Source organism: Pseudomonas fluorescens HK44, from assembly GCF_000217955.3.
GTDB classification, from domain to species: Bacteria; Pseudomonadota; Gammaproteobacteria; order Pseudomonadales; family Pseudomonadaceae; genus Aquipseudomonas; species Aquipseudomonas fluorescens_AQ.
Window position 1 is genome coordinate 181,637 of sequence record NZ_AFOY02000010.1, and the last position, 24,010, is coordinate 205,646.

General features: G+C 59.7%; 18 protein-coding genes and 4 tRNA genes. 17 read left to right on the plus strand and 5 right to left on the minus strand.

The window, feature by feature from the left end; genetic code table 11:
• Positions 1-159: 159 nt before the first annotated feature.
• A complete protein-coding gene (locus tag HK44_RS11030; protein ID WP_019692690.1) occupies positions 160-1,356 on the minus strand; it encodes an amino acid aminotransferase in 1,197 nt (398 codons plus the stop codon).
• Between the two features lie 349 nt (positions 1,357-1,705).
• Between HK44_RS11030 and uvrB the strand changes: the two genes are divergently transcribed.
• Positions 1,706-3,721: an excinuclease ABC subunit UvrB gene (gene uvrB / locus HK44_RS11035; RefSeq protein WP_019692689.1), complete on the plus strand. Its 2,016-nt coding sequence runs from the start codon at positions 1,706-1,708 to the stop codon at positions 3,719-3,721.
• A gap of 181 nt (positions 3,722-3,902) precedes the next feature.
• Here the strand turns inward: uvrB and HK44_RS11040 are convergent, their stop codons facing one another.
• Positions 3,903-5,393, minus strand: coding sequence for an MDR family MFS transporter (locus HK44_RS11040; protein WP_187682495.1), 1,491 nt, complete (start codon positions 5,391-5,393; stop codon positions 3,903-3,905).
• Positions 5,394-5,442: 49 nt separating this feature from the next.
• Entirely contained in the window at positions 5,443-6,489 is a 1,047-nt protein-coding gene (locus tag HK44_RS11045; RefSeq protein WP_019692687.1) for an HlyD family secretion protein, read from the minus strand.
• A gap of 231 nt (positions 6,490-6,720) precedes the next feature.
• Here HK44_RS11045 and gltX point away from each other — a divergent pair, with 231 nt between their 5' ends.
• The 10 genes from gltX to HK44_RS11095 all read left to right on the plus strand — a co-directional run bounded on the left by gltX (position 6,721) and on the right by HK44_RS11095 (position 12,626).
• The gene (gltX, locus tag HK44_RS11050; protein WP_019692686.1) at positions 6,721-8,202 is read left to right on the plus strand and encodes a glutamate--tRNA ligase; all 1,482 of its coding nucleotides are present in this window, start codon (positions 6,721-6,723) and stop codon (positions 8,200-8,202) included.
• A gap of 189 nt (positions 8,203-8,391) precedes the next feature.
• Positions 8,392-8,467 (plus strand) — tRNA-Ala (locus HK44_RS11055).
• Positions 8,468-8,546: 79 nt separating this feature from the next.
• A tRNA-Glu gene (locus tag HK44_RS11060) sits at positions 8,547-8,622 on the plus strand.
• Between the two features lie 53 nt (positions 8,623-8,675).
• Positions 8,676-8,751, plus strand: a tRNA-Ala gene (locus HK44_RS11065).
• An 80-nt stretch (positions 8,752-8,831) separates the two neighbouring features.
• Positions 8,832-8,907 (plus strand) — tRNA-Glu (locus HK44_RS11070).
• Positions 8,908-9,088: 181 nt separating this feature from the next.
• The gene (locus HK44_RS11075; protein ID WP_019692685.1) at positions 9,089-9,628 is read left to right on the plus strand and encodes a TetR/AcrR family transcriptional regulator; all 540 of its coding nucleotides are present in this window, start codon (positions 9,089-9,091) and stop codon (positions 9,626-9,628) included.
• A gap of 29 nt (positions 9,629-9,657) precedes the next feature.
• Positions 9,658-10,491 (plus strand): alpha/beta fold hydrolase, encoded by an 834-nt coding sequence (locus HK44_RS11080; RefSeq protein WP_019692684.1) that lies wholly within the window; start codon positions 9,658-9,660, stop codon positions 10,489-10,491.
• Between the two features lie 47 nt (positions 10,492-10,538).
• Positions 10,539-10,976: an acyl-CoA thioesterase gene (locus HK44_RS11085; protein WP_019692683.1), complete on the plus strand. Its 438-nt coding sequence runs from the start codon at positions 10,539-10,541 to the stop codon at positions 10,974-10,976.
• A 112-nt stretch (positions 10,977-11,088) separates the two neighbouring features.
• Positions 11,089-12,048 (plus strand): tRNA dihydrouridine synthase, encoded by a 960-nt coding sequence (locus tag HK44_RS11090; RefSeq protein ID WP_019692682.1) that lies wholly within the window; start codon positions 11,089-11,091, stop codon positions 12,046-12,048.
• Positions 12,049-12,179: 131 nt separating this feature from the next.
• Positions 12,180-12,626, plus strand: a complete 447-nt coding sequence (locus tag HK44_RS11095) for an Hsp20 family protein (RefSeq protein ID WP_019692681.1) — start codon at positions 12,180-12,182, stop codon at positions 12,624-12,626.
• A 47-nt stretch (positions 12,627-12,673) separates the two neighbouring features.
• Here the strand turns inward: HK44_RS11095 and HK44_RS11100 are convergent, their stop codons facing one another.
• Complete coding sequence (locus tag HK44_RS11100) at positions 12,674-15,964, minus strand: PAS domain S-box protein (RefSeq protein WP_019692680.1); 3,291 nt, start codon at positions 15,962-15,964, stop codon at positions 12,674-12,676.
• Positions 15,965-16,033: 69 nt separating this feature from the next.
• A complete protein-coding gene (locus HK44_RS11105; RefSeq protein WP_019692679.1) occupies positions 16,034-16,924 on the minus strand; it encodes a LysR family transcriptional regulator in 891 nt (296 codons plus the stop codon).
• A 307-nt stretch (positions 16,925-17,231) separates the two neighbouring features.
• Between HK44_RS11105 and leuC the strand changes: the two genes are divergently transcribed.
• From leuC to HK44_RS11135, 6 genes are all read left to right on the plus strand, one after another.
• A complete protein-coding gene (leuC, locus tag HK44_RS11110; RefSeq protein WP_019692678.1) occupies positions 17,232-18,650 on the plus strand; it encodes a 3-isopropylmalate dehydratase large subunit in 1,419 nt (472 codons plus the stop codon).
• A gap of 11 nt (positions 18,651-18,661) precedes the next feature.
• A complete protein-coding gene (gene leuD / locus HK44_RS11115) occupies positions 18,662-19,306 on the plus strand; it encodes a 3-isopropylmalate dehydratase small subunit (RefSeq protein WP_019692677.1) in 645 nt (214 codons plus the stop codon).
• A gap of 141 nt (positions 19,307-19,447) precedes the next feature.
• On the plus strand, positions 19,448-20,215 hold the full coding sequence (locus HK44_RS11120) for a class I SAM-dependent methyltransferase (protein ID WP_019692676.1): 768 nt from the start codon (positions 19,448-19,450) through the stop codon (positions 20,213-20,215).
• Positions 20,216-20,280: 65 nt separating this feature from the next.
• Positions 20,281-21,363 (plus strand): 3-isopropylmalate dehydrogenase, encoded by a 1,083-nt coding sequence (gene leuB, locus HK44_RS11125; RefSeq protein ID WP_019692675.1) that lies wholly within the window; start codon positions 20,281-20,283, stop codon positions 21,361-21,363.
• Positions 21,364-21,430: 67 nt separating this feature from the next.
• Complete coding sequence (gene asd / locus HK44_RS11130; RefSeq protein ID WP_019692674.1) at positions 21,431-22,543, plus strand: aspartate-semialdehyde dehydrogenase; 1,113 nt, start codon at positions 21,431-21,433, stop codon at positions 22,541-22,543.
• A 282-nt stretch (positions 22,544-22,825) separates the two neighbouring features.
• Positions 22,826-23,836, plus strand: coding sequence for an aspartate-semialdehyde dehydrogenase (locus tag HK44_RS11135; RefSeq protein WP_019692673.1), 1,011 nt, complete (start codon positions 22,826-22,828; stop codon positions 23,834-23,836).
• The last annotated feature ends 174 nt before the right edge of the window (positions 23,837-24,010 follow it).

The window sequence follows — 24,010 nt, forward strand, 5'->3', positions numbered from 1 at the left end:
TGCTCGCGAAAGCTTCATCCCGGGCAGCACTTTATTGCGCCATCGCCCGCATTTGCTATGTGTGCAGTCTAGAGTGCTCGTTCGCAGTGTTGATAATTATCTGTTGTTCAACGAAAAGGGGAAGCCAAACGGCTTCCCCTTTTTTGTCCCGCGTGTGGCTTAGATCACCTGAACGATGGCCTTGGTCACTACGTCGATGTTGCTCTGGTTCAGCGCGGCAACGCAGATGCGGCCGGTGTCCAGGGCGTAGATACCGAACTCGTTGCGCAGGCGGGTGACTTGCTCAACTGTCAGGCCCGAGTACGAGAACATGCCGCGTTGACGGCCGACGAAGCTGAAATCGCGGTCAGGCGCGTTTTTCGCCAGCAGATCGACCATCTGCGTACGCATGCCGCGAATGCGCAGGCGCATTTCGGCCAGTTCCTGTTCCCACTGGGCGCGCAGTTCAGGGCTGTTCAGTACGGCAGCCACGATGGCGGCGCCGTGGGTCGGCGGGTTGGAGTAGTTGGTGCGGATCACGCGTTTGACTTGCGACAGCACGCGAGCGCTTTCTTCTTTCGATTCGCTGACGATCGACAGCGCGCCAACGCGTTCACCGTACAGCGAGAACGACTTGGAGAACGAGCTGGAAACGAAGAAGTTCAGGCCCGACTCGGCGAACAGGCGCACGGCAGCGGCGTCTTCGTCGATGCCGTCGCCAAAGCCCTGGTAGGCCATGTCGAGGAATGGCACGAGGTTTTTCGCCTTGACCACGTCCAGCACGTTGTTCCAGTCCGCCGGGCTCAGGTCGACGCCAGTCGGGTTGTGGCAGCACGCGTGCAGCACAACGATCGAGCCGGCTGGCAGGGCGTTCAGGTCTTCCAGCAGGCCGGCGCGGTTCACGTCGTGAGTCGCAGCGTCGTAGTAGCGATAGTTCTGTACCGGGAAACCAGCGGTTTCGAACAGTGCGCGGTGGTTTTCCCAGCTTGGGTCGCTGATGGCGACGACGGCGTTCGGCAGCAGTTGCTTGAGGAAGTCAGCACCGATTTTCAGGGCGCCGGTACCGCCGACGGACTGGGTGGTGACAACCCGGCCAGCGGCGAGCAGTGGCGAGTCTTTGCCGAACAGCAGCTTTTGCACGGCCTGGTCGTAGGCGGCGATACCGTCAATCGGCAGGTAGCCACGGGAAGCATGTTGAGCAGCGCGAATCGTCTCGGCTTCGACAACGGCTCGCAGGAGTGGAATTCGCCCCTCCTCGTTGCAGTAAACACCGACCCCCAGGTTGACCTTATGGGTACGGGCGTCAGCGTTGAATGCTTCGTTGAGGCCCAGGATTGGATCGCGTGGTGCCATTTCGACAGCGGAGAAGAGGCTCATTATTGCGGCGGCTCTGAATGGAATGTGGAGGGACGTGTGGCGCTCCAGCCGAATGCACTAGAGCGGTGCACAAACGGGGAGCTAGTATAGAGGCCTACACCGGGCGCGGCGACAGGCGTTTCCGCTTTTCGGGCAGGTTTTTTCGGATTATTTTTTGCTCGTTAGCCTTATTGTCACGTCGATGGCTTAAGGGCATGTAGGACGTTTGCCTTGAAACAAGAGGTATTCGGCACCACATCAACGGTTATCATGATTTTTCCCTGCGACATTCGTCGTGAGCGGCCTTCACCGTTCTGGCGCGCTTGCCAGCGCCGGAGTGAGCCGTTCCTTGGAAACCAATAGGTACGATATGTCTGAATTCCAGCTAGTCACCCGCTTCGAGCCCGCCGGCGATCAGCCGGAAGCCATCCGTCTGATGGTCGAGGGCATCGAGGCCGGGCTGGCGCACCAGACGTTGCTCGGTGTGACCGGTTCGGGCAAGACCTTCAGTATCGCCAACGTGATCGCTCAGGTGCAGCGACCGACGCTGGTGCTGGCGCCGAACAAGACGCTGGCCGCGCAACTGTACGGCGAGTTCAAGGCGTTCTTCCCGAACAATGCGGTGGAGTACTTCGTTTCCTACTACGACTACTACCAGCCCGAAGCCTACGTGCCGTCGTCGGACACCTTCATTGAGAAAGACGCCTCGATCAACGATCACATCGAGCAGATGCGTCTGTCGGCGACCAAAGCGTTGCTGGAGCGCAAAGACGCGATCATCGTCACCACGGTCTCGTGCATCTATGGTCTGGGCAGTCCGGAAACCTATCTGAAAATGGTGCTGCACGTCGATCGCGGCGACAAGCTCGATCAGCGCGCCTTGCTGCGCCGTTTGGCCGACCTGCAATACACCCGCAATGACATGGATTTCGCCCGCGCGACTTTCCGTGTGCGCGGCGACGTGATTGATATCCACCCGGCGGAATCCGATTTTGAAGCGATCCGTATTGAGCTCTTCGATGATGAAGTGGAGAAGATTTCTGCCTTCGATCCGTTGACCGGCGAAGTGATCCGCCAGCTGCCGCGATTCACCTTCTATCCGAAAAGCCACTATGTAACGCCGCGAGAAACCCTGCTGGGGGCCATCGAAGGGATCAAGGTCGAGCTGCAGGAACGTCTGGAATACCTGCGCTCCAACAATAAACTGGTGGAAGCCCAACGGCTGGAGCAACGCACCCGTTTTGACCTCGAGATGATTCTGGAGCTGGGTTACTGCAACGGTATCGAAAACTACTCGCGCTACCTCTCAGGCCGTGAATCCGGTGAGCCGCCGCCCACCTTGTTTGACTATCTGCCCGCCGATGCCTTGCTGGTGATCGACGAATCCCACGTCAGCGTGCCGCAGGTCGGTGCGATGTATAAGGGCGACCGTTCGCGTAAAGAGACATTGGTCGAATACGGTTTCCGGCTGCCGTCGGCACTGGATAACCGGCCGATGCGTTTCGACGAATGGGAAAGCATCAGTCCGCAGACGATTTTCGTTTCCGCGACCCCGGGCAACTACGAGGCGGAACACGCCGGTCGAGTGATCGAGCAACTGGTGCGGCCGACCGGTCTGGTCGATCCGCAAATCGAAATTCGTCCGGCGCTGACTCAGGTCGACGACTTGCTGTCGGAAATCACCAAGCGTGTGGCGCTGGAGGAGCGGGTGCTGGTCACTACGTTGACCAAGCGCATGTCCGAAGACTTGACCGACTACCTCGCCGACCACGGGGTGCGGGTGCGTTATCTGCACTCTGACATTGATACCGTGGAGCGGGTCGAAATCATCCGTGACTTGCGTCTGGGTACCTTCGATGTGCTGGTGGGGATCAACCTGCTGCGTGAAGGCCTGGACATGCCGGAAGTGTCGCTGGTGGCGATTCTCGATGCCGACAAGGAGGGCTTCCTGCGCTCCGAGCGCTCGCTGATCCAGACCATCGGCCGCGCGGCGCGGAACCTCAATGGCCGGGCGATTCTGTATGCCGACCGGATCACCGGGTCGATGGAGCGGGCGATTGGCGAGACCGAGCGTCGTCGGGACAAGCAAATCGCTTTCAACCTGGCCAACGGCATCACCCCCAAAGGCGTGTTCAAGGACGTCGCCGACATCATGGAAGGCGCCACCGTGCCGGGTTCGCGCAGCAAGAAGCGCAAAGGCATGGCCAAGGCTGCCGAGGAAAGTGCCCGGTACGAAAACGAGCTGCGTTCACCGAGCGAAATCGCCAAGCGCATTCGTCAACTGGAAGAAAAAATGTACCAGCTCGCCCGCGACCTGGAGTTCGAAGCCGCCGCGCAGACACGCGACGAAATCACCAAGATGCGCGAGCGGTTGTTGACCGTCTGACGATCGTGCGCGGTCCCTGTGGCGAGGGAGCTTGCTCCCGTGGGTCGGTCCGCGCTCGGGCGAAGCGACCCTAAAATCAGCCGCTGCGAGTATTCAGATGGAGCGCGATTGCCGGATTACGACCGCTTCGCGGCCGAGCGGGAGCAAGCTCCCTCGCCACGGGTGTGTGCATGTCTCAGGCTTAGTGCGCCTCGCCAGCCTTCAACCCGGGCGGCAACGCCTTGGTCAGCAGGATCGCCAGCATGCTCACTCCCAGCGCAATCCCGACAAAGTGAAACGCATCGTTGTAAGCCATGATCAAGGCCTGCTGATGGGTGATCTCACTGAGTTTGCCCAGCGCCGCCGTTTCGCTGCCAAATCGATCGATCATGCTCGCCATGCGCTCGGCCACCTGCGGGTTGGTCGGCACGATCGACTCGCGTAAATAATCGAAGTAGGTCTTGGTTCGCGCATCCAGCAGAGTGGCGAGCAGGGCGATGCCAATCGCGCCGCCGAGGTTGCGCAGGATGTTGAACAGGCTCGACGCGGAGCCTGCATCCTGCGGCAGGATATAGGCGGTGGCGATCAGTGAAATGGTCACCATGATCAGCGGCTGGCCCAGCGCGCGAACGAGCTGGATCTGATTGAACTGTGGTCCGGCGAAGTCGGGGTTGAGCGCGCCCGAAAGAATGCTCGCCAGGCCAAACAGGCCAAAGCCGAGCGTGCACAGCCACTTCGGCGAAACGAACTTCATCAGTTTCGGCACCAGTGGAATCAGGAACAGCTGCGGCACGCCCATCCACATGATCACTTCGCCGATCTGCAAGGCGTTGTAACTCTGGATTTGCGCCAGGTACAGCGGCAGCAGATAAATCGAGCCGTACAGACCCACGCCCATGCCCAGGCTGGAAATACTCGATAAGCCAAAGTTGCGGTTGCGCAAGATACCCAGATTGATCAGCGGATTGGGCTTGGACACTTGCACGATCACAAAGGTGATCAGGCTCAACAGGGCGATGCAACCCAGCGTCACGATCAGGTTCGACTCCAGCCAGTCCTTGCGATGGCCTTCCTCGAGAAACACCTGCAAGCACCCCAGGCCAACCCCCAGCGTGAGAATGCCCATGTAGTCGGTGCTTTTGAGCAGTTCCCAGTGGGCTTCTTTTTTCTCCAGGCCATACATGAGGCCGGCGATCATGAGCAGCCCCGGCGGGATGTTGATGTAGAAGATGTACTTCCAGCCCCAGTTTTCCGTCAGCCAGCCGCCGAGGGTCGGGCCGATGGAGGGCGCGAAGGTCGCGGTCATGGCGAACATGGCCATGCCTTTGGCGCGATGGTGTTCGGGGAGTTTGATCAGTGTCAGGGTGAACGCCAGCGGGATCAGTGCGCCCCCGGTGAACCCCTGCAAGGCGCGGAACACGATCATGCTCTCCAGGCTCCAGGCCATCGAGCAGAGCAGGGAGGCGGCCAGAAAGCCCAGCGAAACCCACACCGCCAGGCGTCGTGCCGAAAGCAGTTGAACCAGCCACGCGGTGAGCGGAATCATGATGATTTCCGCTACCAGGTACGAGGTGGAAATCCACGAGCCTTCCTCCAGGGTCGCTGACAGCGCGCCTTGAATGTCCTTGAGCGAGGCGTTGGTGATCTGGATGTCGAGCACCGCCATGAAGGCGCCGAGCATCACGCTCATCACCGCAATCCAGTCTCGCCGGGTCGGTTCGCCGACCGGGCGGATCAGTTGATCACCGGCCATTGCCTGGGTCTTTGATGTTGACTTTGACGGTGACCGACATGCCTGGGCGGATCTTGCCGTGCAGCGGGTTGTCCGCGGCAAAGGTCAGTTTTACCGGAATCCGTTGCACGACTTTGGTGAAGTTGCCGGTGGCATTGTCCGGTGGCAGCAGGCTGAACTGCGCGCCGGAGGCGGCGAACAGGCTGTCGACCCGGGCTTCGATTGGTGTGTCGCTGTAGGCATCGAAGGTCAGTTCGGCTTTCTGGCCGGGCTGCATGTGACCAATCTGGGTTTCCTTGAAGTTGGCCTGAATCCAGATGTCCTGGTCCGGGACGATCGACAGCAGGTAAGCGCCAGCCTGCACGTATTGGCCATTGCGGGCGGCACGCTGGCCGATCAGGCCGCTGATCGGTGCGTGGATTTCGCTGCGGGTCAGGTTCAGTTGGGCCTGCGCCAGATCGGCTTTGGCGTTGGCGATCTGGGCGTCCAGGCGCTTGATCTCGGCCGTCAAGGCGTTGACCTGCTGGCGCTGGCCTTGGGCGTCAGCCTGGGCCTTGGCGACTTGCGAGCGAGCGATGCGGTTGTCGGCGGAGAGGGTGGTCACCCGTTCTTCCGAGACATAACCCGGTTTGCGCAGGGTTTGCGCGCGGGACAAATCGATTTGCGAGCGGCCGAGGGTGGCCTGGCTGGCAGCGACCTGAGCTTCGCTGGCGGCGATCAGGCTGGCTTGTTGGGTCAGTTTGCTCTGGGCTTGCAGGCGCTCGGCTTCGCGAGTGGCGAGGGTCGCGTTGGCGCGGTCGACGGCGAGATGAAAGTCATCGCCTTCGAGTTTGATCAGCAGTTGGCCTTTTTCGACATGCTGGTTGTCCTGTACCAGCACTTCCTCAATGCGCGCGCCCAACTGGCTGGAGACACGGGTGATTTCACCCTGGACATAAGCGTTATCGGTGCTTTCGTAAAACCGCCCCTTGAAGAACCATTGAGCAAAGAAGCCCCCGGCAACCAACAGGACGATAAGCAGGAAAGTAAACAGGCGACGCTTGAGTTGGGCAGGCATGAGCAGACTGTAGTCGAGAAAGTGTAAGGAGATTTATCAGTACTCGAATCTGTCATATAGCCGATAAGCGGTAAATGCCACTTATTGATAATCAGTCGTTGAGCGGTGCCAGAGCCTTTTGTAGCCCCAACGTTGGCTTAAATGCCCTGCTCACTGGAGCCGGGCGGGCAACGCCTGTTACCATTCGCCCTTTGTTTCATCTCCGCTTTTTATATTCTTTCGAGACATGCCATGACCACCGTCCGCACTCGCATCGCGCCATCGCCTACCGGCGATCCCCATGTCGGCACCGCTTACATCGCTTTGTTCAACTACTGCTTTGCCAAGCAGCATGGCGGTGAGTTCATCCTGCGGATTGAAGACACCGACCAATTGCGTTCGACCCGCGAGTCCGAACAGCAGATTTTCGATGCCTTGCGCTGGTTGGGCATCAACTGGAGCGAAGGCCCGGATGTGGGCGGTCCGCACGGCCCGTATCGCCAGAGCGAACGTGGCGACATCTATCAGAAGTACTGCCAGCAACTGGTCGACCTGGGTCACGCGTTCCCGTGCTTCTGCACCAGCGATGAGCTGGACCAGATGCGCGCCGAGCAAATGGCCCGCGGTGAAACCCCGCGTTACGACGGCCGTGCGCTGTTGCTCTCCAAGGAAGAAGTCGCGCGCCGTCTGGCCGCTGGCGAGCCGCACGTCATCCGCATGAAGGTGCCGACCGAAGGCGTCTGCGTGGTGCCGGACATGTTGCGTGGCGACGTCGAGATCCCGTGGGATCGCATGGACATGCAAGTGTTGATGAAGACTGACGGCCTGCCGACCTACTTCCTCGCCAACGTGGTCGACGACCACCTGATGGGCATCACCCACGTATTGCGCGGCGAAGAATGGCTGCCATCCGCGCCGAAGCTGATCCTGCTTTACGAGTACTTCGGCTGGGAGCAGCCAGAGCTGTGCTACATGCCGCTGCTGCGTAACCCGGACAAGAGCAAGCTGTCCAAGCGCAAGAACCCGACCTCGGTCACGTTCTACGAGCGCATGGGCTTCATGCCGGAAGCGATGCTCAACTACCTCGGACGCATGGGCTGGTCGATGCCGGACGAGCGCGAGAAGTTCTCGCTGCAGGAAATGGTCGACAACTTCGACCTCAAGCGCGTGTCCCTCGGCGGGCCGATTTTCGACATCGAGAAGCTGTCGTGGCTCAACGGCCAATGGCTGCGTGATCTGCCGGTGGAAGAGTTCGCCAGCCGCGTGCAGGCCTGGGCGCTGAACCCTGAATACATGATGAAGATCGCACCGCACGTGCAGGGTCGGGTTGAAACCTTCAGCCAGATCGCACCGTTGGCCGGGTTCTTCTTCGCCGGTGGCGTGACCCCGGATGCCAAGCTGTTCGAGTCCAAGAAGCTCTCGGGCGATCAGGTTCGCCAGTTGATGCAGTTGATCCTGTGGAAGCTCGAAAGCCTGCGTCAGTGGGAGAAGGACAGCATCACGGCGACTATTCAGGCGGTGGTCGAATCCCTGGAGTTGAAGCTGCGTGATGCCATGCCGCTGATGTTCGCGGCAATCACTGGTCAGGCCAGCTCGGTGTCGGTGCTGGATGCGATGGAAATCCTTGGCCCGGACCTGACGCGTTTCCGTCTGCGTCAGGCGATCGACTTGCTTGGTGGCGTGTCGAAGAAAGAAAACAAAGAGTGGGAAAAGCTCGTGGGCGCTATCGCCTGAGGTGTTTGACCCCATGCAGGAGCCGCCGGAGGCTGCGATCTTTTGATCTTGCTCTTCGGCGTCACCCCCATTTTTCGGGGGGAGGGCGGTAAGTGATTGTTATGGCGGCAAAAAACTTTGAAAATTGTTGAAAATAAGTTTGACAGCTTTCCGATGCGCCATTAAGATTCGCCCCGTCCTCAGCGATGAGGGGCTATAGCTCAGCTGGGAGAGCGCTTGCATGGCATGCAAGAGGTCGACGGTTCGATCCCGTCTAGCTCCACCAATTTGCACTTCAAGGCCTGGCCACACCGGTCTTGAAGCGATCAACACTCAGCGTTGATCAGTTGTATAGAAGGGTTTGCGTCCCCTTCGTCTAGTGGCCTAGGACACCGCCCTTTCACGGCGGTAACAGGGGTTCGAGTCCCCTAGGGGACGCCAGTTTTGCAGAAGTGATGTTGCAAGACATCGCTCCGCCGCGAGGCGAAAAATCCGGGGCTATAGCTCAGCTGGGAGAGCGCTTGCATGGCATGCAAGAGGTCGACGGTTCGATCCCGTCTAGCTCCACCAATTTTACAGTTCAAGGTCTGGCCACACCGGCCTTGAATCGATCAGCACTCAGCACTGATCAGTTGTATAGAAGGGTTTGCGTCCCCTTCGTCTAGTGGCCTAGGACACCGCCCTTTCACGGCGGTAACAGGGGTTCGAGTCCCCTAGGGGACGCCACGATTACCCGCTCTGCGGGATTTATAAGGGTCATTCAATTATTGAATGGCCCTTTTGTTTGTCTGGCGTTTGGCCAATCCCTCATTCTCCCCGCACTGTTCTTCTGACCAACGGTCACATCAACGACTTGCGAAAAATTATTATGAGAATAATATTCTATTCGTAATATTCGGAGGCAACGATGAACGATAAAAAAGCTCAAACCCGTGAACGCATTCTCCAGGCCGCCAGCTCTGCGCTGATCCAGCGCGGTCCGGCAGAGCCTAGCGTGGGTGAAGTGATGGGGGCTGCCGGCCTTACCGTCGGTGGCTTCTACGCACACTTCGAAAGCAAGGACGCGATGATGCTGGAGGCCTTCACGCAATTGCTCGGCCAACGTCGGGCGCTGATCGCCGAAATGGACGCCACGCTGACTGGTGAAGAACGCCGGGCGCTGGTCGCTGCGTTTTACCTGTCACGCAAACACCGTGATTCCACCGAGCACGCCTGCCCGATTCCGGCGTCGATAGGCGAGCTGGGGCGTCTGCCGGACGATTTCCGTCAGGCCTTGAATGAACACATCGAGCTGATGGTCGCGCAGTTGGCCGCCAGCCCGGAAGACACCGACAAAGCGTTGGCTGACTTGGCGCTGATGGTCGGTGGTTTGGCCCTGGCGCGGGCGCTGGGTGCCGGTGAGTTGTCCGATCGATTGCTGCGTGCCGCCAAGTCGGCGGTGCTATGACCTGAAGCACAAGCCTTTGGAGATGAGCGATGAGCACGTTAAGTTGGGTTCGTGGCGTTAACGGCACCTTGGGCTGGGTTGCACCGCAATGGGTGGCGAGCAAGATGCGTTCGGTGTTCATGACGCCGCGCGAGTTGCCTCTGCGTGATTGGGAAATGCCGCTGCTGGCGAAGTCCGAGCGGATCACCCTGCGCTTCGGCCTTTCAGCGTTGCGCTGGGGGCAGGGCCCGACAGTGCTGCTGATGCACGGCTGGGAAGGTCGGCCGACACAATTCGCCAGCCTGATCACGGCGCTGGTAGACGCCGGCTACACCGTGGTCGCGCTGGATGGTCCAGCTCACGGTCGCTCGCCCGGTCGCGAGGCCAACGTTGTGCTTTTTGCTCGGGCGATGCTTGAAGCGGCGGCAGAGCTGCCACCCTTGCAAGCGGTCATTGGTCACTCCATGGGCGGCGCCAGTGCGATGCTTGCCGTTCAATTGGGTTTGCGCACTGAAACCCTGGTCAGTATCGCCGCACCGGCGCGGATTCTCGCGGTGTTGCGCGGTTTTGCCCGCCACGTTCGCATGCCACCCAAGGCGCGTTCGGCGTTTATCCGCAAAGTCGAACGGGATGTGGGTATCCAGGCCTCACGACTTGATGTCGCCCATTACCAGCTGGATATGCCGGGGCTGATCGTACACGCCGAAGACGACGGCTTTGTCTCGGTCAATGAATCGCAATTGATTCACGATGCCTGGTTCGACAGTCGTCTGTTGCGCCTGGAAGAGGGTGGGCATCAGCGGGTGCTGGCGGATCCGCGAGTGATCGAAGGTGTTCTGTCGCTGCTGTCCGGTCGTAGCTTGCAGGCGCGCCAATCGGCCTGATCATCCGTTACACTGCCCCGGTCGAATAATCTGACCGGGAGTGGGGCATGGGCTGGGATCGGGCAACGCCGTTTATCATTGACCTGCAGGTCGCTGCCGAGGACATCGATGGGCTGGGGCACGCCAATAATGCGGTGTACGTCACCTGGCTCGAACGCTGCGCCTGGCGCCATTCGCAGCGTCTTGGGCTGGACCTGACCGAATATCGGCGACTGGACCGGGCGATGGCCGTGGTGCGCCACGAGATCGATTACCTGGCCGCTGCTTATGAGGGTGATGAATTGCAGTTGGCGACCTGGATCGTCGACTGGGATCAGCGCCTGAAAATGACCCGGCACTTCCAGCTGAAACGCCCCAGCGACAACGCCACACTGCTGCGGGCGCAAACCACGTTTGTCTGCATCGAGCTGTCCAGCGGCAAGCCCAGGCGCATGCCGGCGGAATTCATCGAAGGCTACGGCCCGGCGTTGCACATCAGCGCCTGATCACCCTGTGGCGGTGCGGCGTTCCGACAAGCCCCCTCGCCACATGGGTAGGCGCAAGTCTTTCGATTGATAATCCAGTAAACTGCCGCACGTTTTTCGTTGAGTGTTTTCCATGCAAATTGCTTTGGCGCCCATGGAGGGGTTGGTCGACAACATCCTGCGGGACGTGTTGACCCGTGTTGGTGGTATCGATTGGTGCGTGACCGAGTTCATTCGGATCAACGATCAACTGCTCACGCCTGCCTATTTCCACAAATTCGGCCCTGAACTGCTCAACGGCGCCAAGACCGCTTCAGGCGTGCCGTTGCGCGTGCAATTGCTCGGTTCCGATCCGGTGTGCCTGGCGGAAAACGCGGCGCTGGCCTGTGAGCTGGGCTCGGAGGTGATCGACCTGAACTTCGGTTGCCCGGCCAAGACCGTGAACAAATCGCGCGGCGGTGCTGTACTGCTCAAAGAACCGGAGCTGCTCAACGAAATCGTCGAACATGTACGCCGCGCAGTGCCGGCGCATATCCCGGTGACGGCCAAGATGCGTTTGGGTTTTGACAGCCCCGACGGCGCTCTGGTCTGTGCCACGGCATTGGCTGAGGGCGGTGCTGCGCACATCGTCGTGCACGCACGGACCAAGACGGACGGCTACAAGCCGCCAGCGCATTGGGAATGGATCCCGCGGGTGCAGGAAGTGGTCAAGGTGCCGGTGTTCGCCAATGGCGATATCTGGAGCGTTGAAGATTGGCGCCGTTGCCGCGAAATCAGCGGCGTGGAAGACATCATGCTCGGGCGTGGCCTGGTGTCGCGCCCTGACCTGGCGCGGCAAATCGCTGCCGCGCGGGCCGGCGAAGAGGTGGTCGAGATGACTTGGGCCGAGCTGCTGCCGCTGCTTCAGGATTTCTGGCTGCAAGCCAAGGCACAGATGACGCCGCGCCAGTCGCCGGGTCGTTTGAAGCAGTGGCTGGCGATGCTGACCCGCAATTATCCCGAAGCGGTGGAGCTGTTCACCGTCCTGCGCCGTGAAACCGAACTGGATCAGGTCTCGCGCTTACTAGGCCTGCAGGCGTGCGAAGCAGCCTGAAACCTTTGTTGAAAAAAACACAAAATAATCTCTTGAAATGCAATCAGCGGTCCTTATCTAAGGAGTACGCGATGCCGAATTCGGGTCGCGGAGACAAAAAACTTGCTGATTGTTTTCAGGAGATTTGAATCATGAGTACTGCATTTTCCATGGCGCCACTGTTCCGTTCTTCGGTGGGCTTCGATCGTTTCAACGATCTGTTCGAGTCGGCGCTGCGCAATGAGCCAGGCAGCACCTATCCACCGTACAACGTCGAAAAACATGGCGACGACGAATATCGCATCGTCATCGCGGCGGCCGGCTTCCAGGAAGAAGACCTGGAGCTGCAAGTAGAAAAAGGTGTGTTGACCATCAGTGGCGGCAAACGTGACGCCAATGAAGACGTCACCTATCTGTACCAAGGCATCGCACAACGCGCCTTCAAGCTGTCCTTCCGTCTGGCGGACCACATTGAAATCAAGTCCGCGGGCCTCAGCAACGGTCTGTTGAATATTGACCTGCTGCGCGTCGTGCCGGAGGAAGCGAAAGCCAAGCGTATCCCGATCAACGGGACGCAAAAACCGGCTCTGGAACACTGAGTCATCGCGATGAGAAAGGGCGCCACTGGCGCCCTTTTTTGTGCCCGTCATTTCAGCAGTTTCAGGAAACCCTCCAGCGGCAGCGGCTGACTGTGCAAGTAGCCTTGATACAAGTGGCAGCCCAGCCCCTGCAAGAACTCGAGCTGTTCGGTGGTTTCGACACCTTCGGCAATCACCGTCAATTCAAGGCTGCGGGCCATGGCCACGATGGCGCGGATGATTTCCGCGTCGTTCGGATCGCTGGTCGCATCGCGGATGAACGACTGGTCGATCTTCAGGGTATCCACCGGCAGGCGCTTGAGGTAAGTCAGCGAGGAGTAGCCAGTACCAAAGTCGTCCATGGCGAAGCTGACGCCGAGTTTCTTCAGGCGGCGCATCTTGCTGATGGTGTCGTCCAGGTTCTGGATCACGATGCCTTCGGTGACCTCCAGTTTGAGCAGCGAATACGGCAGTCCATGGTTGCTCAGGTTGTGTTCAATCCGTTCGACAAAGTCGTTCTGGCGAAATTGCCGTGGGCTGATGTTCACGCAAAGGCTGAAATTCAGCGGGTCGATCAGGCCTCTATCGATCAACTGCCTGAAGGCCTGACAGGCCTCATCGAGAATCCAGGTACCAACCTCCAGGATCAGCCCGCTGTCTTCCAGCACCTTGATGAATTCGGTGGGCGATTGCTCCCCCAACAGCGGATGGCGCCAGCGCACCAGAGCTTCGGCACCGATAATGCGATCGTTCCGGGCGTCCACCTGAGGCTGGTATTGCAGGCTGAACTCACCTCGCGAAAGGGCCAGGCGCAGGTCGGTTTCCATCCGCAGGCGTTCACTGGCCGCTTTTTGCATGGTGTTGTGGAACATCTGCGTGGTATTGCGCCCCGAATCCTTGGCTCGGTACAGGGCAATGTCGGCACGCTTGAGCAGGTCGGTCGGGGTTGAGCCGTGATCGGGGATCAAGGCCACGCCGATGCTCGGTGTGACCTGCAGGCGCTGACCATCGAGGAACATCGGCTCGGACAGCAACTCACGAATCGTGTCGGCCAGCTCGCGGACCTGTTCGCTGACCTCGTTGCGCGTACCTTCCAGGCCGCTCAACAGCACCACAAACTCATCGCCACCGAGTCGCGCCACAGTGTCTTCCATGCGCACGCTGGCTTCGAGGCGCGCAGTGATGATTTTCAGCACGGTGTCGCCCACCGGGTGACCGAGCGAGTCGTTGATGTGCTTGAAATGGTCGAGATCGAGGAACAGCAAGGCGCCGCGCAGGTTGTGGCGTTTCAGCAAGGCGATCTGCTGGCTCAGGCGATCCATCAGCAGCGCGCGGTTGGGCAGGTTGGTCAGTGGGTCGTGGTAGGCGAGGTGGCGGATCTGCGCTTCGGCATTTTTCAGCAGGCTGACGTCCCGGGCGGTCATCAGCAGGCAGGGGGTCTCGTTCAGGGTGATGGGTTCGATCGTGACCTCGACGGTGAGAATTTCGCCGCGCTTGTTGCGACCAAGCATTTCCTGGTGATGCACCCGGCCTTTGGTCTTCAACTCGGCCAGCAGGTTTGAGCGTTGTTTTTCCTCCGCCCAGATACCGATCTGATACACGGTTTTACCCACCACTTCGTCGGCGCGGTAGCCGGTCAAGCGGCAGAAGCCGTCGTTGACCTCCAGGTAGCGTCCGCTGTCGCGCTCGGTGATGGTGATGGCGTCTGGGCTGGAGTGAAATGCCTTGGCGAACTTCTCTTCACTGGCCTTCAGTGCGGCCTCGGAGCGCTGTTGCTGGGTGATGTCGCGCAGAGTGGTAACGATGCATGGCTCGTTGCCGACGCTGATCTGGCGGCTGGAAATCACGCAGGTCAAGGGTTGCCCGTCCTTGTGGTGAACGATGATTGCGACGTTGTTCAGCGCCTGTTCGCGAATCACCTGCTCGATGCGTTGCTGACGCTTCACCGAAGCGTCCCAGAGGCCAATCTCGTCGGCACTGCGGTCGATGACGTCGGTGGTGGTCCAGCCGAAAGTCTGAGTGAAGGCAGGGTTGATCTCGATGAACTGGCCGGTGTCCTGGCGCGTCACACAGATCGGATCCGGGCTGACCTGGAACAGGCTGGCGAATTTTTCTTCGGAGGTGATAAGGCGCTGCTCGCGCTCCACCTGGTCGGTGATGTCGAGCAACGTACCGGCCATGCGCAGGGGAACACCGGACTCATCGCGATAGAGCCGTGCACGGCTTTCCAGGTAGCGCGAACTGCCGTCGGGCAATTGCACGCGGTAGGTCAGTTGATAATTACCGGCCGGGCCTTCGCGCAAACTGCGATAGGCGTCGCGCATGCTGTCGCGCTCATCGTCGGGTACGCCTTCGAAAAACGCATCGAAGGGCTCGTGAAAAGGCACCGGGTCCAGTCCATGCAGCTGCGCGGCACGGGCCGAGCCATAGAGCATGCCGCTGGGAATGTGCCAGTCCCAGGTGCCGAGTTGCGCCGAATCAAGGGCCAGATCCAGGCGCTCCTGACTGTCTTTGAGCGCTTGCTCGGCGAGTTTGCGTTCGCTGGTGTCGAGGAATGTGCTGAGCAGGTAGGGCTGGCCTTCGAGTTCGACCTTTTGCGCGCTGAGAATGCCGTCGTGGACCTGGCCGTTGCTGGCGCGAAACTGCACCTCCATGCTGACCAGTTCGCCCTTGGCCTTGGTTGCCTTGACCAGTTTGGCGCGTTGTTCCGGGTTTACCCAAAGGCCCAGTTCCAGTGTCGTGCGACCGATCACGCTGTGCACGGGCCAGCCAAACAGGCTTTCGAAGTATTGATTGGCTTCGCTGATCAGGCCGTCTTCCTGACGGGTCAGCAGCACCATGTTCGGGCTCAGGTGAAATAGTGTTGCGAAACGTTTCTCCGAGCTGCTCAGGGCCTGTTCGCGCTGGCGTTGATGGGTGATCTCGCGGATCACCCCGATCATCCGTGGCCGGCCTTGTTTGTCCGGTATCAGGCTGCCGTTGATCTCCAGCCAGTGCAGGCTGCCGTCGGGCCAGCGGATCCGGTGATGCATCGCCTGTTCCAGCGGTGCGCCGGCCACCACAGCGTTAAAGGCCCGCAGCGTCTTGGCGCGATCCTCCACCGCCAGCAGATCCAGGTACTCCAGGTCGGCTGGTAGCGGCTGCCTTGGATCAAACCCGAACAGGGCTTGAGTCCCCCGCGACCAGCTGATCAGCCCGCGTTCAATGTCCCAGTACCAGGCGCCCAAGCGTGCACCGTTCAAGGCGGCGAGCAGTTGTGGCGCGCTCTCCCAAATCTGCTCCGAGGTACGCGGGTCGAGCGCCTGAATGCGCGGCATTGAGGGCGTGCGTGAGCGAGTGCGGTCAGCAGATTTGGGCATGGGTAACAAGCCTTGGGCTGAATGGGGTGTTTGGCGCTGGGATTTTCAACCTTAAAGGATTAGCACAACTTAGCCGTGAGTCCGTGGCAAATCGATTTGTGCGTCCAACAAGGCCATGAAAGCCCGTGCAGCATTCGACAGCGTCCGTTCGGTGTGCACGATATAGCCTAGCTGGCGAGTGAGTTGTATGCCCGGTAAAGGAATGCGTGCCACTTGATCATCGAGCATGGTGCGCGGCAACACGCTCCAGGCCAGGCCAATGGAAACCATCATCTTGATAGTTTCCAGATAGTTAGTGCTCATCGCGATGTTCGGCGTCAGCCCCTGGGCTTCGAATAGTCGTTGCACGATGTGGTGGGTGAACGTGTTGCCACCGGGGAAAACCGCCGGATGGCCGGCAATATCGGCCAGGCTGACTGCGCCGTTGCTGATCAGCGAGTGTTCCGGGGCCGCCACGAAGTCCAGCGGGTCGTCCCATACCGGCGTAGCCTTCACCAGCGTGTGCGGCTCGGGTGCCAAGGTAATCACCGCCAGTTCGGCGCGGCCGTGAAGAATTTCCTCGTAGGCGACTTCCGAATCGAGGAACTGAATATCCAGCGCGACCTCGGGATAGCGTCGGGTGAACGCCCGCAGCAAGGGCGGCAGGCGGTGCAGGCCAATGTGATGACTGGTCGCCAGTGTCAGGCGGCCAGTCACTTCGCCGGTCAGGTTGGTCAGCGCCCGGCGCGTGTCATCCAGCACATTCAGAATCTGATAGGCACGCGGCAGCAGGGCACGTCCGGCCTCGGTCAGGCCGACTTCCCGGCCCAGTCGATCAAACAGCCGCACCTTCAACTGCTGCTCCAGCCCGGCGATGCGTTTGCTGATGGCGGGCTGGGTCAGGTGCAGGCGTTCACCCGCGCCAGAGAAGCTTCCGGTCTCGGCGATGGCTATAAAAGCATTGAGGTTAGCCAGGTCCATGTTTGTATTCCAGTCGGTTATCCAAAGTATAAAAAATATGAATTTGAGTTATTTAATGTAACCCCATAGGATCGACCTCACAAGCCAAGGGGTTATTGATTCGTTTCAAGATCCAGAGGTCTGTGTGGCGGGTTTGTTAGTTCAAATTCGGAAGCCAGAAGTCCATAGCCAAGGCGCTGTGACGAGTCATAGCCCGCTATGGCGAGGAGCAGCAACGCAGGATATGGGCTTCTGGCGCCGAAGTTGACTAACAGAACTCGCTACACAGACCTCTCTGGCATAGAACAAGCTGATGAGGAAACGTCTGATGGCCGGCAAAACGCTCTACGACAAGCTCTGGGATTCGCATTTGGTCAAGCAGCGCGACGATGGTTCGGCGCTGATCTACATCGATCGTCACATCATTCACGAAGTGACCTCGCCGCAAGCCTTCGAAGGTCTGCGTCTGGCCGGGCGCAAGCCGTGGCGCATCGATGCCAACATCGCGACCCCGGACCACAACGTACCGACGACTCCAGAGCGCAAGGGCGGCATTGCCGCCATCGCTGACGAAGTCTCGCGTTTGCAGGTCCAGACCCTCGATGACAACTGCGACGAATATGGCATCGTCGAATTCAAGATGAATGACGTGCGTCAAGGCATCGTCCACGTCATTGGCCCGGAGCAGGGCGCAACCTTGCCGGGCATGACCGTGGTTTGTGGTGACTCCCATACCTCGACCCACGGCGCGTTCGGCGCGTTGGCTCATGGTATCGGCACTTCCGAGGTCGAGCACGTGCTCGCCACACAGTGCCTGGTCGCCAAGAAAATGAAGAACATGCGGGTATCGGTTGAAGGCAAATTGCCGTTCGGCGTGACTGCCAAGGACATCGTTCTGGCCGTTATCGGCAAGATCGGCACCGCTGGCGGTAACGGTCACGCCATCGAATTCGCCGGTAGCGCGATTCGTGATTTGTCGGTCGAAGGCCGAATGACCATCTGCAACATGTCCATCGAAGCCGGTGCACGAGTTGGTTTGGTGGCCGCTGACGAAAAGACTGTTGCCTACGTCAAGGGTCGTCCGTTTGCACCGAAAGGCGCTGAGTGGGATATGGCTGTCGAAGCCTGGAAAGACCTGGTTTCCGATGCGGATGCCAAGTTCGACACCATCGTTGAACTCGACGCTGCGCAGATCAAGCCGCAAGTCAGCTGGGGCACGTCCCCGGAAATGGTCCTCGCCGTCGATCAAAACGTGCCGGACCCGGCTAAAGAGATGGATCTGGTCAAGCGTGACTCTATCGTCCGCGCCTTGAAGTACATGGGTTTGACCGCCAATCAGGCGATCACCGACATTCAACTGGACCGCGTGTTCATTGGTTCCTGCACCAACTCGCGGATCGAAGATTTGCGCGCTGCGGCAGTGATCGCCAAGGGCCGTAAAGTGGCTTCGACCATCAAGCAAGCCATTGTGGTGCCGGGTTCAGGCCTGGTGAAGGCGCAAGCCGAAGCTGAAGGGCTGGACAAGATTTTCCTCGAGGCCGGTTTCGAATGGCGCGAGCCAGGTTGCTCGATGTGCCTGGCGATGAACCCGGACCGTTTGGAGTCTGGTGAACATTGCGCATCGACCTCCAACCGCAACTTTGAAGGCCGTCAGGGCGCCGGAGGCCGTACGCACCTGGTGAGCCCGGCCATGGCCGCCGCCGCCGCTGTCAACGGTCGTTTCGTCGACGTCCGTGAATTGATCTGAAGGAGCGCAGCATGAAAGCTTTTACCCAGCACACTGGTCTTGTCGCGCCTTTGGATCGTGCCAACGTCGACACCGACCAGATCATTCCCAAGCAGTTCTTGAAGTCGATCAAGCGCACCGGTTTTGGTCCGAACCTGTTCGATGAGTGGCGTTACCTGGATGTCGGGCAACCGTATCAGGACAACTCCAAGCGTCCGCTGAACAAGGACTTCGTACTCAACGCCGAGCGTTATCAAGGTGCCAGCGTGTTGCTCGCCCGGGAAAACTTCGGCTGCGGTTCAAGCCGCGAGCACGCGCCATGGGCCCTGGAAGAGTACGGTTTTCGCAGCATCATCGCGCCGAGCTACGCCGACATCTTCTTCAACAACAGCTTCAAGAACGGCTTGCTGCCGATCATCCTGAGCGACGCTGAAGTCGACGAGTTGTTTGCGCAAGTGGAAGCCAATCCTGGCTACCAGTTGCAGATCGACTTGCAGACCCAGACTGTGACCCGTCCTGACGGCAAGGTCCTGAGCTTCGAAATCGATGCTTTCCGCAAACACTGCCTGCTCAACGGCCTGGACGATATCGGCCTGACCTTGCAGGACGGCGATGCGATTGCCGCCTTCGAAGCCAAGCACCGCGCCAGCCAGCCATGGTTGTTCCGCGACGCGTGATTTTGAGTAAGACGTAATGACGCCATCGCGAGCAAGCTTTGCTCCTACATGGGAATGAATGCGTTGCTCTTGTAGGAGCAAGGCTTGCCCGCGATGGGGGCCGCACAAACAACACAAGACTCACCCCTTAAGGAAGTCACCATGACCAGCACTGCCCAGCACAGCGACGTAGTACAAAAACAATTCGGTGAACAGGCTGCCGCCTACCTGAGCAGCGCAGTACACGCCCAGGGCACCGAGTTTGCGCTGCTACAGGCCGAACTGGCAGGTCGCGGTGATGCGCGAGTGCTGGACCTGGGCTGCGGCGCCGGTCATGTGAGTTTTCATGTGGCGTCCTTGGTGAAAGAAGTAGTGGCCTACGACCTGTCACAGCAGATGCTCGACGTGGTGGCTGGCGCTGCGGTTGATCGTGGTCTGAACAATGTGACCACCGTGCTCGGTGCGGCGGAGCGCCTGCCGTTTGCCGAGGGTGAATTTGATTTCGTCTTCAGCCGTTATTCGGCGCACCATTGGAGCGACCTTGGACTGGCCCTGCGCGAAGTGCGCCGGGTGCTCAAGCCGGGTGGGGTGGCAGCGTTCATAGATGTCTTGTCGCCGGGCAGTCCGTTGTTCGACACTTACCTGCAAAGTGTCGAGGTACTGCGCGACACCAGCCACGTGCGTGATTATTCCGCCGGGGAGTGGTTGCGTCAGGTCAGCGAGGCGGGGTTGCATACCCGTAGCACCACGCGCCAGCGGTTGCGCCTGGAGTACAACTCCTGGGTCGATCGCATGCGTACACCCCAAGCGTTGCGCGTGGCGATCCGCGAGTTGCAGCAGGCAATGGGCAATGAAGTTCGCGAGTATTTCGAGATAGAAGCCGATGGTTCGTTCAGCACCGATGTGCTGGTGCTGATGGCTGAACGATAAGCGCCGAGCGCTGGAATTTTTCCGGGCGCGCCCATGAGCGCGCCGACTGATGACATGAGGAACGCATGAGCAAGCAGATTCTGATTCTCCCAGGTGACGGTATTGGCCCGGAAATCATGACCGAAGCGGTCAAGGTGCTGGAACTGGCCAATGACAAGTTCGCACTGGATTTCGAGCTGAGCCACGACGTGATCGGCGGCGCCGCCATCGACAAGCACGGCGTGCCATTGGCCGACGAAACCCTGGCCCGCGCGCGTGCTGCCGATGCGGTGCTGCTGGGTGCGGTAGGCGGTCCGAAATGGGACACCATCGAGCGTGACATTCGTCCAGAGCGCGGCTTGCTGAAGATTCGTGCGCAACTGGGCCTGTTCGGCAACCTGCGCCCGGCAATTCTTTACCCGCAACTGGCTGAAGCATCGAGCCTGAAAGCGGAAATCGTCGCGGGCCTGGACATCCTGATCGTCCGTGAACTGACCGGCGGTATCTACTTCGGTGCGCCACGTGGCGTGCAGACGCTTGCGAATGGCGAGCGTCAGGCTTACGACACCCTGCCATACAGCGAAAGCGAAATCCGCCGTATCGCCCGCGTCGGTTTCGACATGGCACGCGTTCGCGGCAAGAAGCTCTGCTCGGTCGACAAGGCCAACGTTCTGGCGTCCAGCCAGCTGTGGCGCGAAATCGTCGAGCAAGTGGCCAAGGACTACCCGGACGTTGAGCTGAGCCACATGTACGTCGACAACGCCGCCATGCAACTGGTGCGTGCACCGAAGCAGTTCGACGTGATTGTCACCGACAACCTGTTCGGCGATATCCTGTCCGACGAAGCCTCGATGCTCACCGGCTCCATCGGCATGTTGCCGTCGGCCTCGCTGGATGCCAACAATAAAGGCATGTACGAGCCGTGCCACGGTTCGGCGCCGGACATTGCAGGCAAAGGCATTGCCAACCCGTTGGCGACGATTCTGTCGGTGTCGATGATGCTGCGTTACAGCTTCAATCAGGTTGTGGCCGCGGACGCTATCGAAAAGGCCGTCAGCCTGGTATTGGACCAAGGGCTGCGCACAGGGGACATCTGGTCGCCGGGTTGCGCGAAAGTAGGTACGCAGGAAATGGGCGATGCAGTAGTCGCAGCGCTGCGGAATCTGTAATCTCTGTGGCCCCGCTTGTCGCTGATGCCGGCAAGCGAGCCCACTTTTTGTAAAAGGTGTAGTTGCGATGAAACGTGTAGGTCTGATCGGTTGGCGCGGTATGGTCGGTTCCGTGCTCATGCAGCGGATGCTGGAAGAGCAGGATTTCGATCTTATTGAGCCGGTGTTTTTCACCACTTCCAATGTGGGTGGTCAAGGCCCGTCCGTGGGTAAGGATATTGCTCCGCTCAAGGACGCTTACAGCATTGAAGAGCTGAAAACCCTCGACGTGATTCTGACCTGCCAGGGTGGCGACTACACCAGCGAAGTCTTTCCGAAACTGCGCGAAGCCGGCTGGCAGGGTTACTGGATCGACGCCGCTTCCAGCCTGCGCATGCAGGATGACGCGGTGATCGTTCTGGACCCGGTGAACCGCAAGGTCATCGACCAGCAACTCGACGCGGGCACCAAGAACTACATCGGCGGCAACTGCACCGTCAGCCTGATGCTGATGGGCCTGGGCGGTCTGTTCGAAGCCGGTCTGGTGGAGTGGATGAGCGCCATGACCTATCAGGCGGCCTCCGGTGGCGGCGCGCAGCACATGCGTGAACTGATCAAGCAAATGGGTGTGACCCACGGCGCTGTCGCCGATCAACTGGCCGATCCGGCCAGCGCCATCCTCGACATCGACCGTCGTGTTGCCGAAGCCATGCGCAGCGACGCGTACCCGACCGAAAACTTCGGCGTGCCATTGGCCGGCAGCCTGATCCCGTGGATCGACAAAGAGCTGCCGAACGGTCAGAGCCGCGAAGAGTGGAAGGCCCAGGCCGAGACCAACAAGATCCTCGGTCGCTTCAAGAGCCCGATTCCGGTGGACGGCATCTGCGTGCGCATCGGCGCCATGCGCTGCCACAGCCAGGCGCTGACCATCAAGCTGAACAAAGATGTGCCGATCGCCGATATCGAAGGGCTGATCAGCCAGCACAACCCATGGGTCAAGCTGGTGCCGAACCAGCGCGAGATCAGTATGCAGGAGCTGAGCCCGACCAAGGTCACCGGCACCCTGAACGTACCGGTTGGCCGTCTGCGCAAGCTGAACATGGGTTCGCAGTTCGTCGGTGCTTTCACCGTTGGCGACCAGCTGCTGTGGGGCGCGGCCGAACCGCTGCGTCGCATGCTGCGGATTCTGCTGGAGCGTTGATTCGCTGATGTAATGAAAAAACCCGTATCTCGAAAGAGCTGCGGGTTTTTTATGGCCGTTAACGAGGGGAATATTGTGTCGCCTGGTCGGCCGCCATCGCGGGCAAGCCTTGCTCCTACGAGGTTTGTGTTGGCCGCATTCCATCTGCATGACGCATAACCTGTAGGAGCAAGGCTTGCCCGCGATGAGGCCAGTACAGCTACTACAAATTCCCCTGTGAATTGCCTGCATGCCAACCACCCGGTAAAGTGCCGCTCCCCCCGTTTCGCCTGAGGTAGATCCATGAGCCAGTCCTTTGATATCGCCGTCGTCGGCGCCACCGGTACTGTCGGCGAAACCCTCGTCCAGATTCTTGAAGAGCGCGACTTCCCGGTTGCCAACCTGCACCTGCTGGCCAGCAGTGAATCGGCAGGGCATTCGGTGCCGTTTCGCGGCAAGAACGTACGGGTGCGGGAAGTCGACGAATTTGATTTCAGCAAGGTCCAGCTGGCGTTCTTCGCCGCTGGCCCTGCGGTCACCCTGAGCTTTGCGCCGCGTGCCACGGCCGCCGGTTGCGCGTTGATCGATTTGTCTGGTGCCTTTCCGGCGGAGCAAGCACCGCAGGTGGTGCCGGAAGCCAACAGCCCAGTGCTGGCCGGCTTGAAAAAGCCGTTTCAGGTGAGCAGCCCAAGTGCATCGGCCACCACCCTGGCCGTGGTGCTGGCGCCATTGCGCGAGTTGCTCGACCTGCAGCGAGTGACCGTCACTGCCAGCCTGGCCGTTTCTGCCCAGGGCCGCGAAGCAGTCAGCGAGCTGGCCCGGCAGACGGCAGAACTGTTGAATGTTCGCCCGCTGGAGCCGCGTTTTTTTGATCGGCAAATGGCTTTCAACCTGCTGGCACAAGTCGGCACGCCGGATGCTCAGGGCCATACGCTGCTGGAAAAGCGCCTGGTTCGAGAGCTGCGCGAGGTCATGGCGCAGCCTTTATTAAAGATTTCTGTCACTTGCATTCAAGCGCCGGTGTTTTTCGGCGATAGCTTTAGCGTGACCTTGCAGTCAGCCAAGGCTGTCGACCTGGCGGCGGTGAGTGCTGCGCTTGAGGCCGCGCCGGGTGTCGAGCTGGTCGAGGCGGGCGATTATCCGACGCCGGTAGGCGATGCGGTAGGGCAGGACGTGGTCTACGTTGGTCGGGTTCGCAGCGGTATCGACGACCCGGCGGAACTTAACGTGTGGCTGACGTCAGATAACGTACGCAAAGGCGCTGCGCTCAACGCGGTGCAGGTGGCTGAGTTGTTGATAAAAGACCTTGTGTAAAAGATACTTGGCAACAATTTGCAAATTGATTCTAGTCGTACAGGCCACCAGGCCTGAATGCTGGAGGCGAGCCGCTATCAGGGGCTTCCAAGGGCATCAGTGAAATAAGCGCGCGCAGAGCCTCTTCGAGGTTGCGCGCAATGCCTTACGGCAGCGGTATCAACACCTTCTCGC

Excerpts from the sequence above, each read along its gene's own strand:
- HK44_RS11105 (WP_019692679.1), bottom strand. The coding sequence starts at position 16,924 with ATGGACCTGGCTAACCTCAATGCTTTTATAGCCATCGCCGAGACCGGA.
- HK44_RS11080 (WP_019692684.1), top strand. The coding sequence starts at position 9,658 with ATGAGCACGTTAAGTTGGGTTCGTGGCGTTAACGGCACCTTGGGCTGG.
- HK44_RS11095 (WP_019692681.1), top strand. The coding sequence starts at position 12,180 with ATGAGTACTGCATTTTCCATGGCGCCACTGTTCCGTTCTTCGGTGGGC.
- leuD (WP_019692677.1), top strand. The coding sequence starts at position 18,662 with ATGAAAGCTTTTACCCAGCACACTGGTCTTGTCGCGCCTTTGGATCGT.
- leuB (WP_019692675.1), top strand. The coding sequence starts at position 20,281 with ATGAGCAAGCAGATTCTGATTCTCCCAGGTGACGGTATTGGCCCGGAA.
- HK44_RS11090 (WP_019692682.1), top strand. The coding sequence starts at position 11,089 with ATGCAAATTGCTTTGGCGCCCATGGAGGGGTTGGTCGACAACATCCTG.
- HK44_RS11100 (WP_019692680.1), bottom strand. The coding sequence starts at position 15,964 with ATGCCCAAATCTGCTGACCGCACTCGCTCACGCACGCCCTCAATGCCG.
- HK44_RS11045 (WP_019692687.1), bottom strand. The coding sequence starts at position 6,489 with ATGCCTGCCCAACTCAAGCGTCGCCTGTTTACTTTCCTGCTTATCGTC.
- leuC (WP_019692678.1), top strand. The coding sequence starts at position 17,232 with ATGGCCGGCAAAACGCTCTACGACAAGCTCTGGGATTCGCATTTGGTC.
- HK44_RS11085 (WP_019692683.1), top strand. The coding sequence starts at position 10,539 with ATGGGCTGGGATCGGGCAACGCCGTTTATCATTGACCTGCAGGTCGCT.
- HK44_RS11135 (WP_019692673.1), top strand. The coding sequence starts at position 22,826 with ATGAGCCAGTCCTTTGATATCGCCGTCGTCGGCGCCACCGGTACTGTC.
- asd (WP_019692674.1), top strand. The coding sequence starts at position 21,431 with ATGAAACGTGTAGGTCTGATCGGTTGGCGCGGTATGGTCGGTTCCGTG.
- gltX (WP_019692686.1), top strand. The coding sequence starts at position 6,721 with ATGACCACCGTCCGCACTCGCATCGCGCCATCGCCTACCGGCGATCCC.
- HK44_RS11075 (WP_019692685.1), top strand. The coding sequence starts at position 9,089 with ATGAACGATAAAAAAGCTCAAACCCGTGAACGCATTCTCCAGGCCGCC.
- HK44_RS11030 (WP_019692690.1), bottom strand. The coding sequence starts at position 1,356 with ATGAGCCTCTTCTCCGCTGTCGAAATGGCACCACGCGATCCAATCCTG.
- HK44_RS11120 (WP_019692676.1), top strand. The coding sequence starts at position 19,448 with ATGACCAGCACTGCCCAGCACAGCGACGTAGTACAAAAACAATTCGGT.
- uvrB (WP_019692689.1), top strand. The coding sequence starts at position 1,706 with ATGTCTGAATTCCAGCTAGTCACCCGCTTCGAGCCCGCCGGCGATCAG.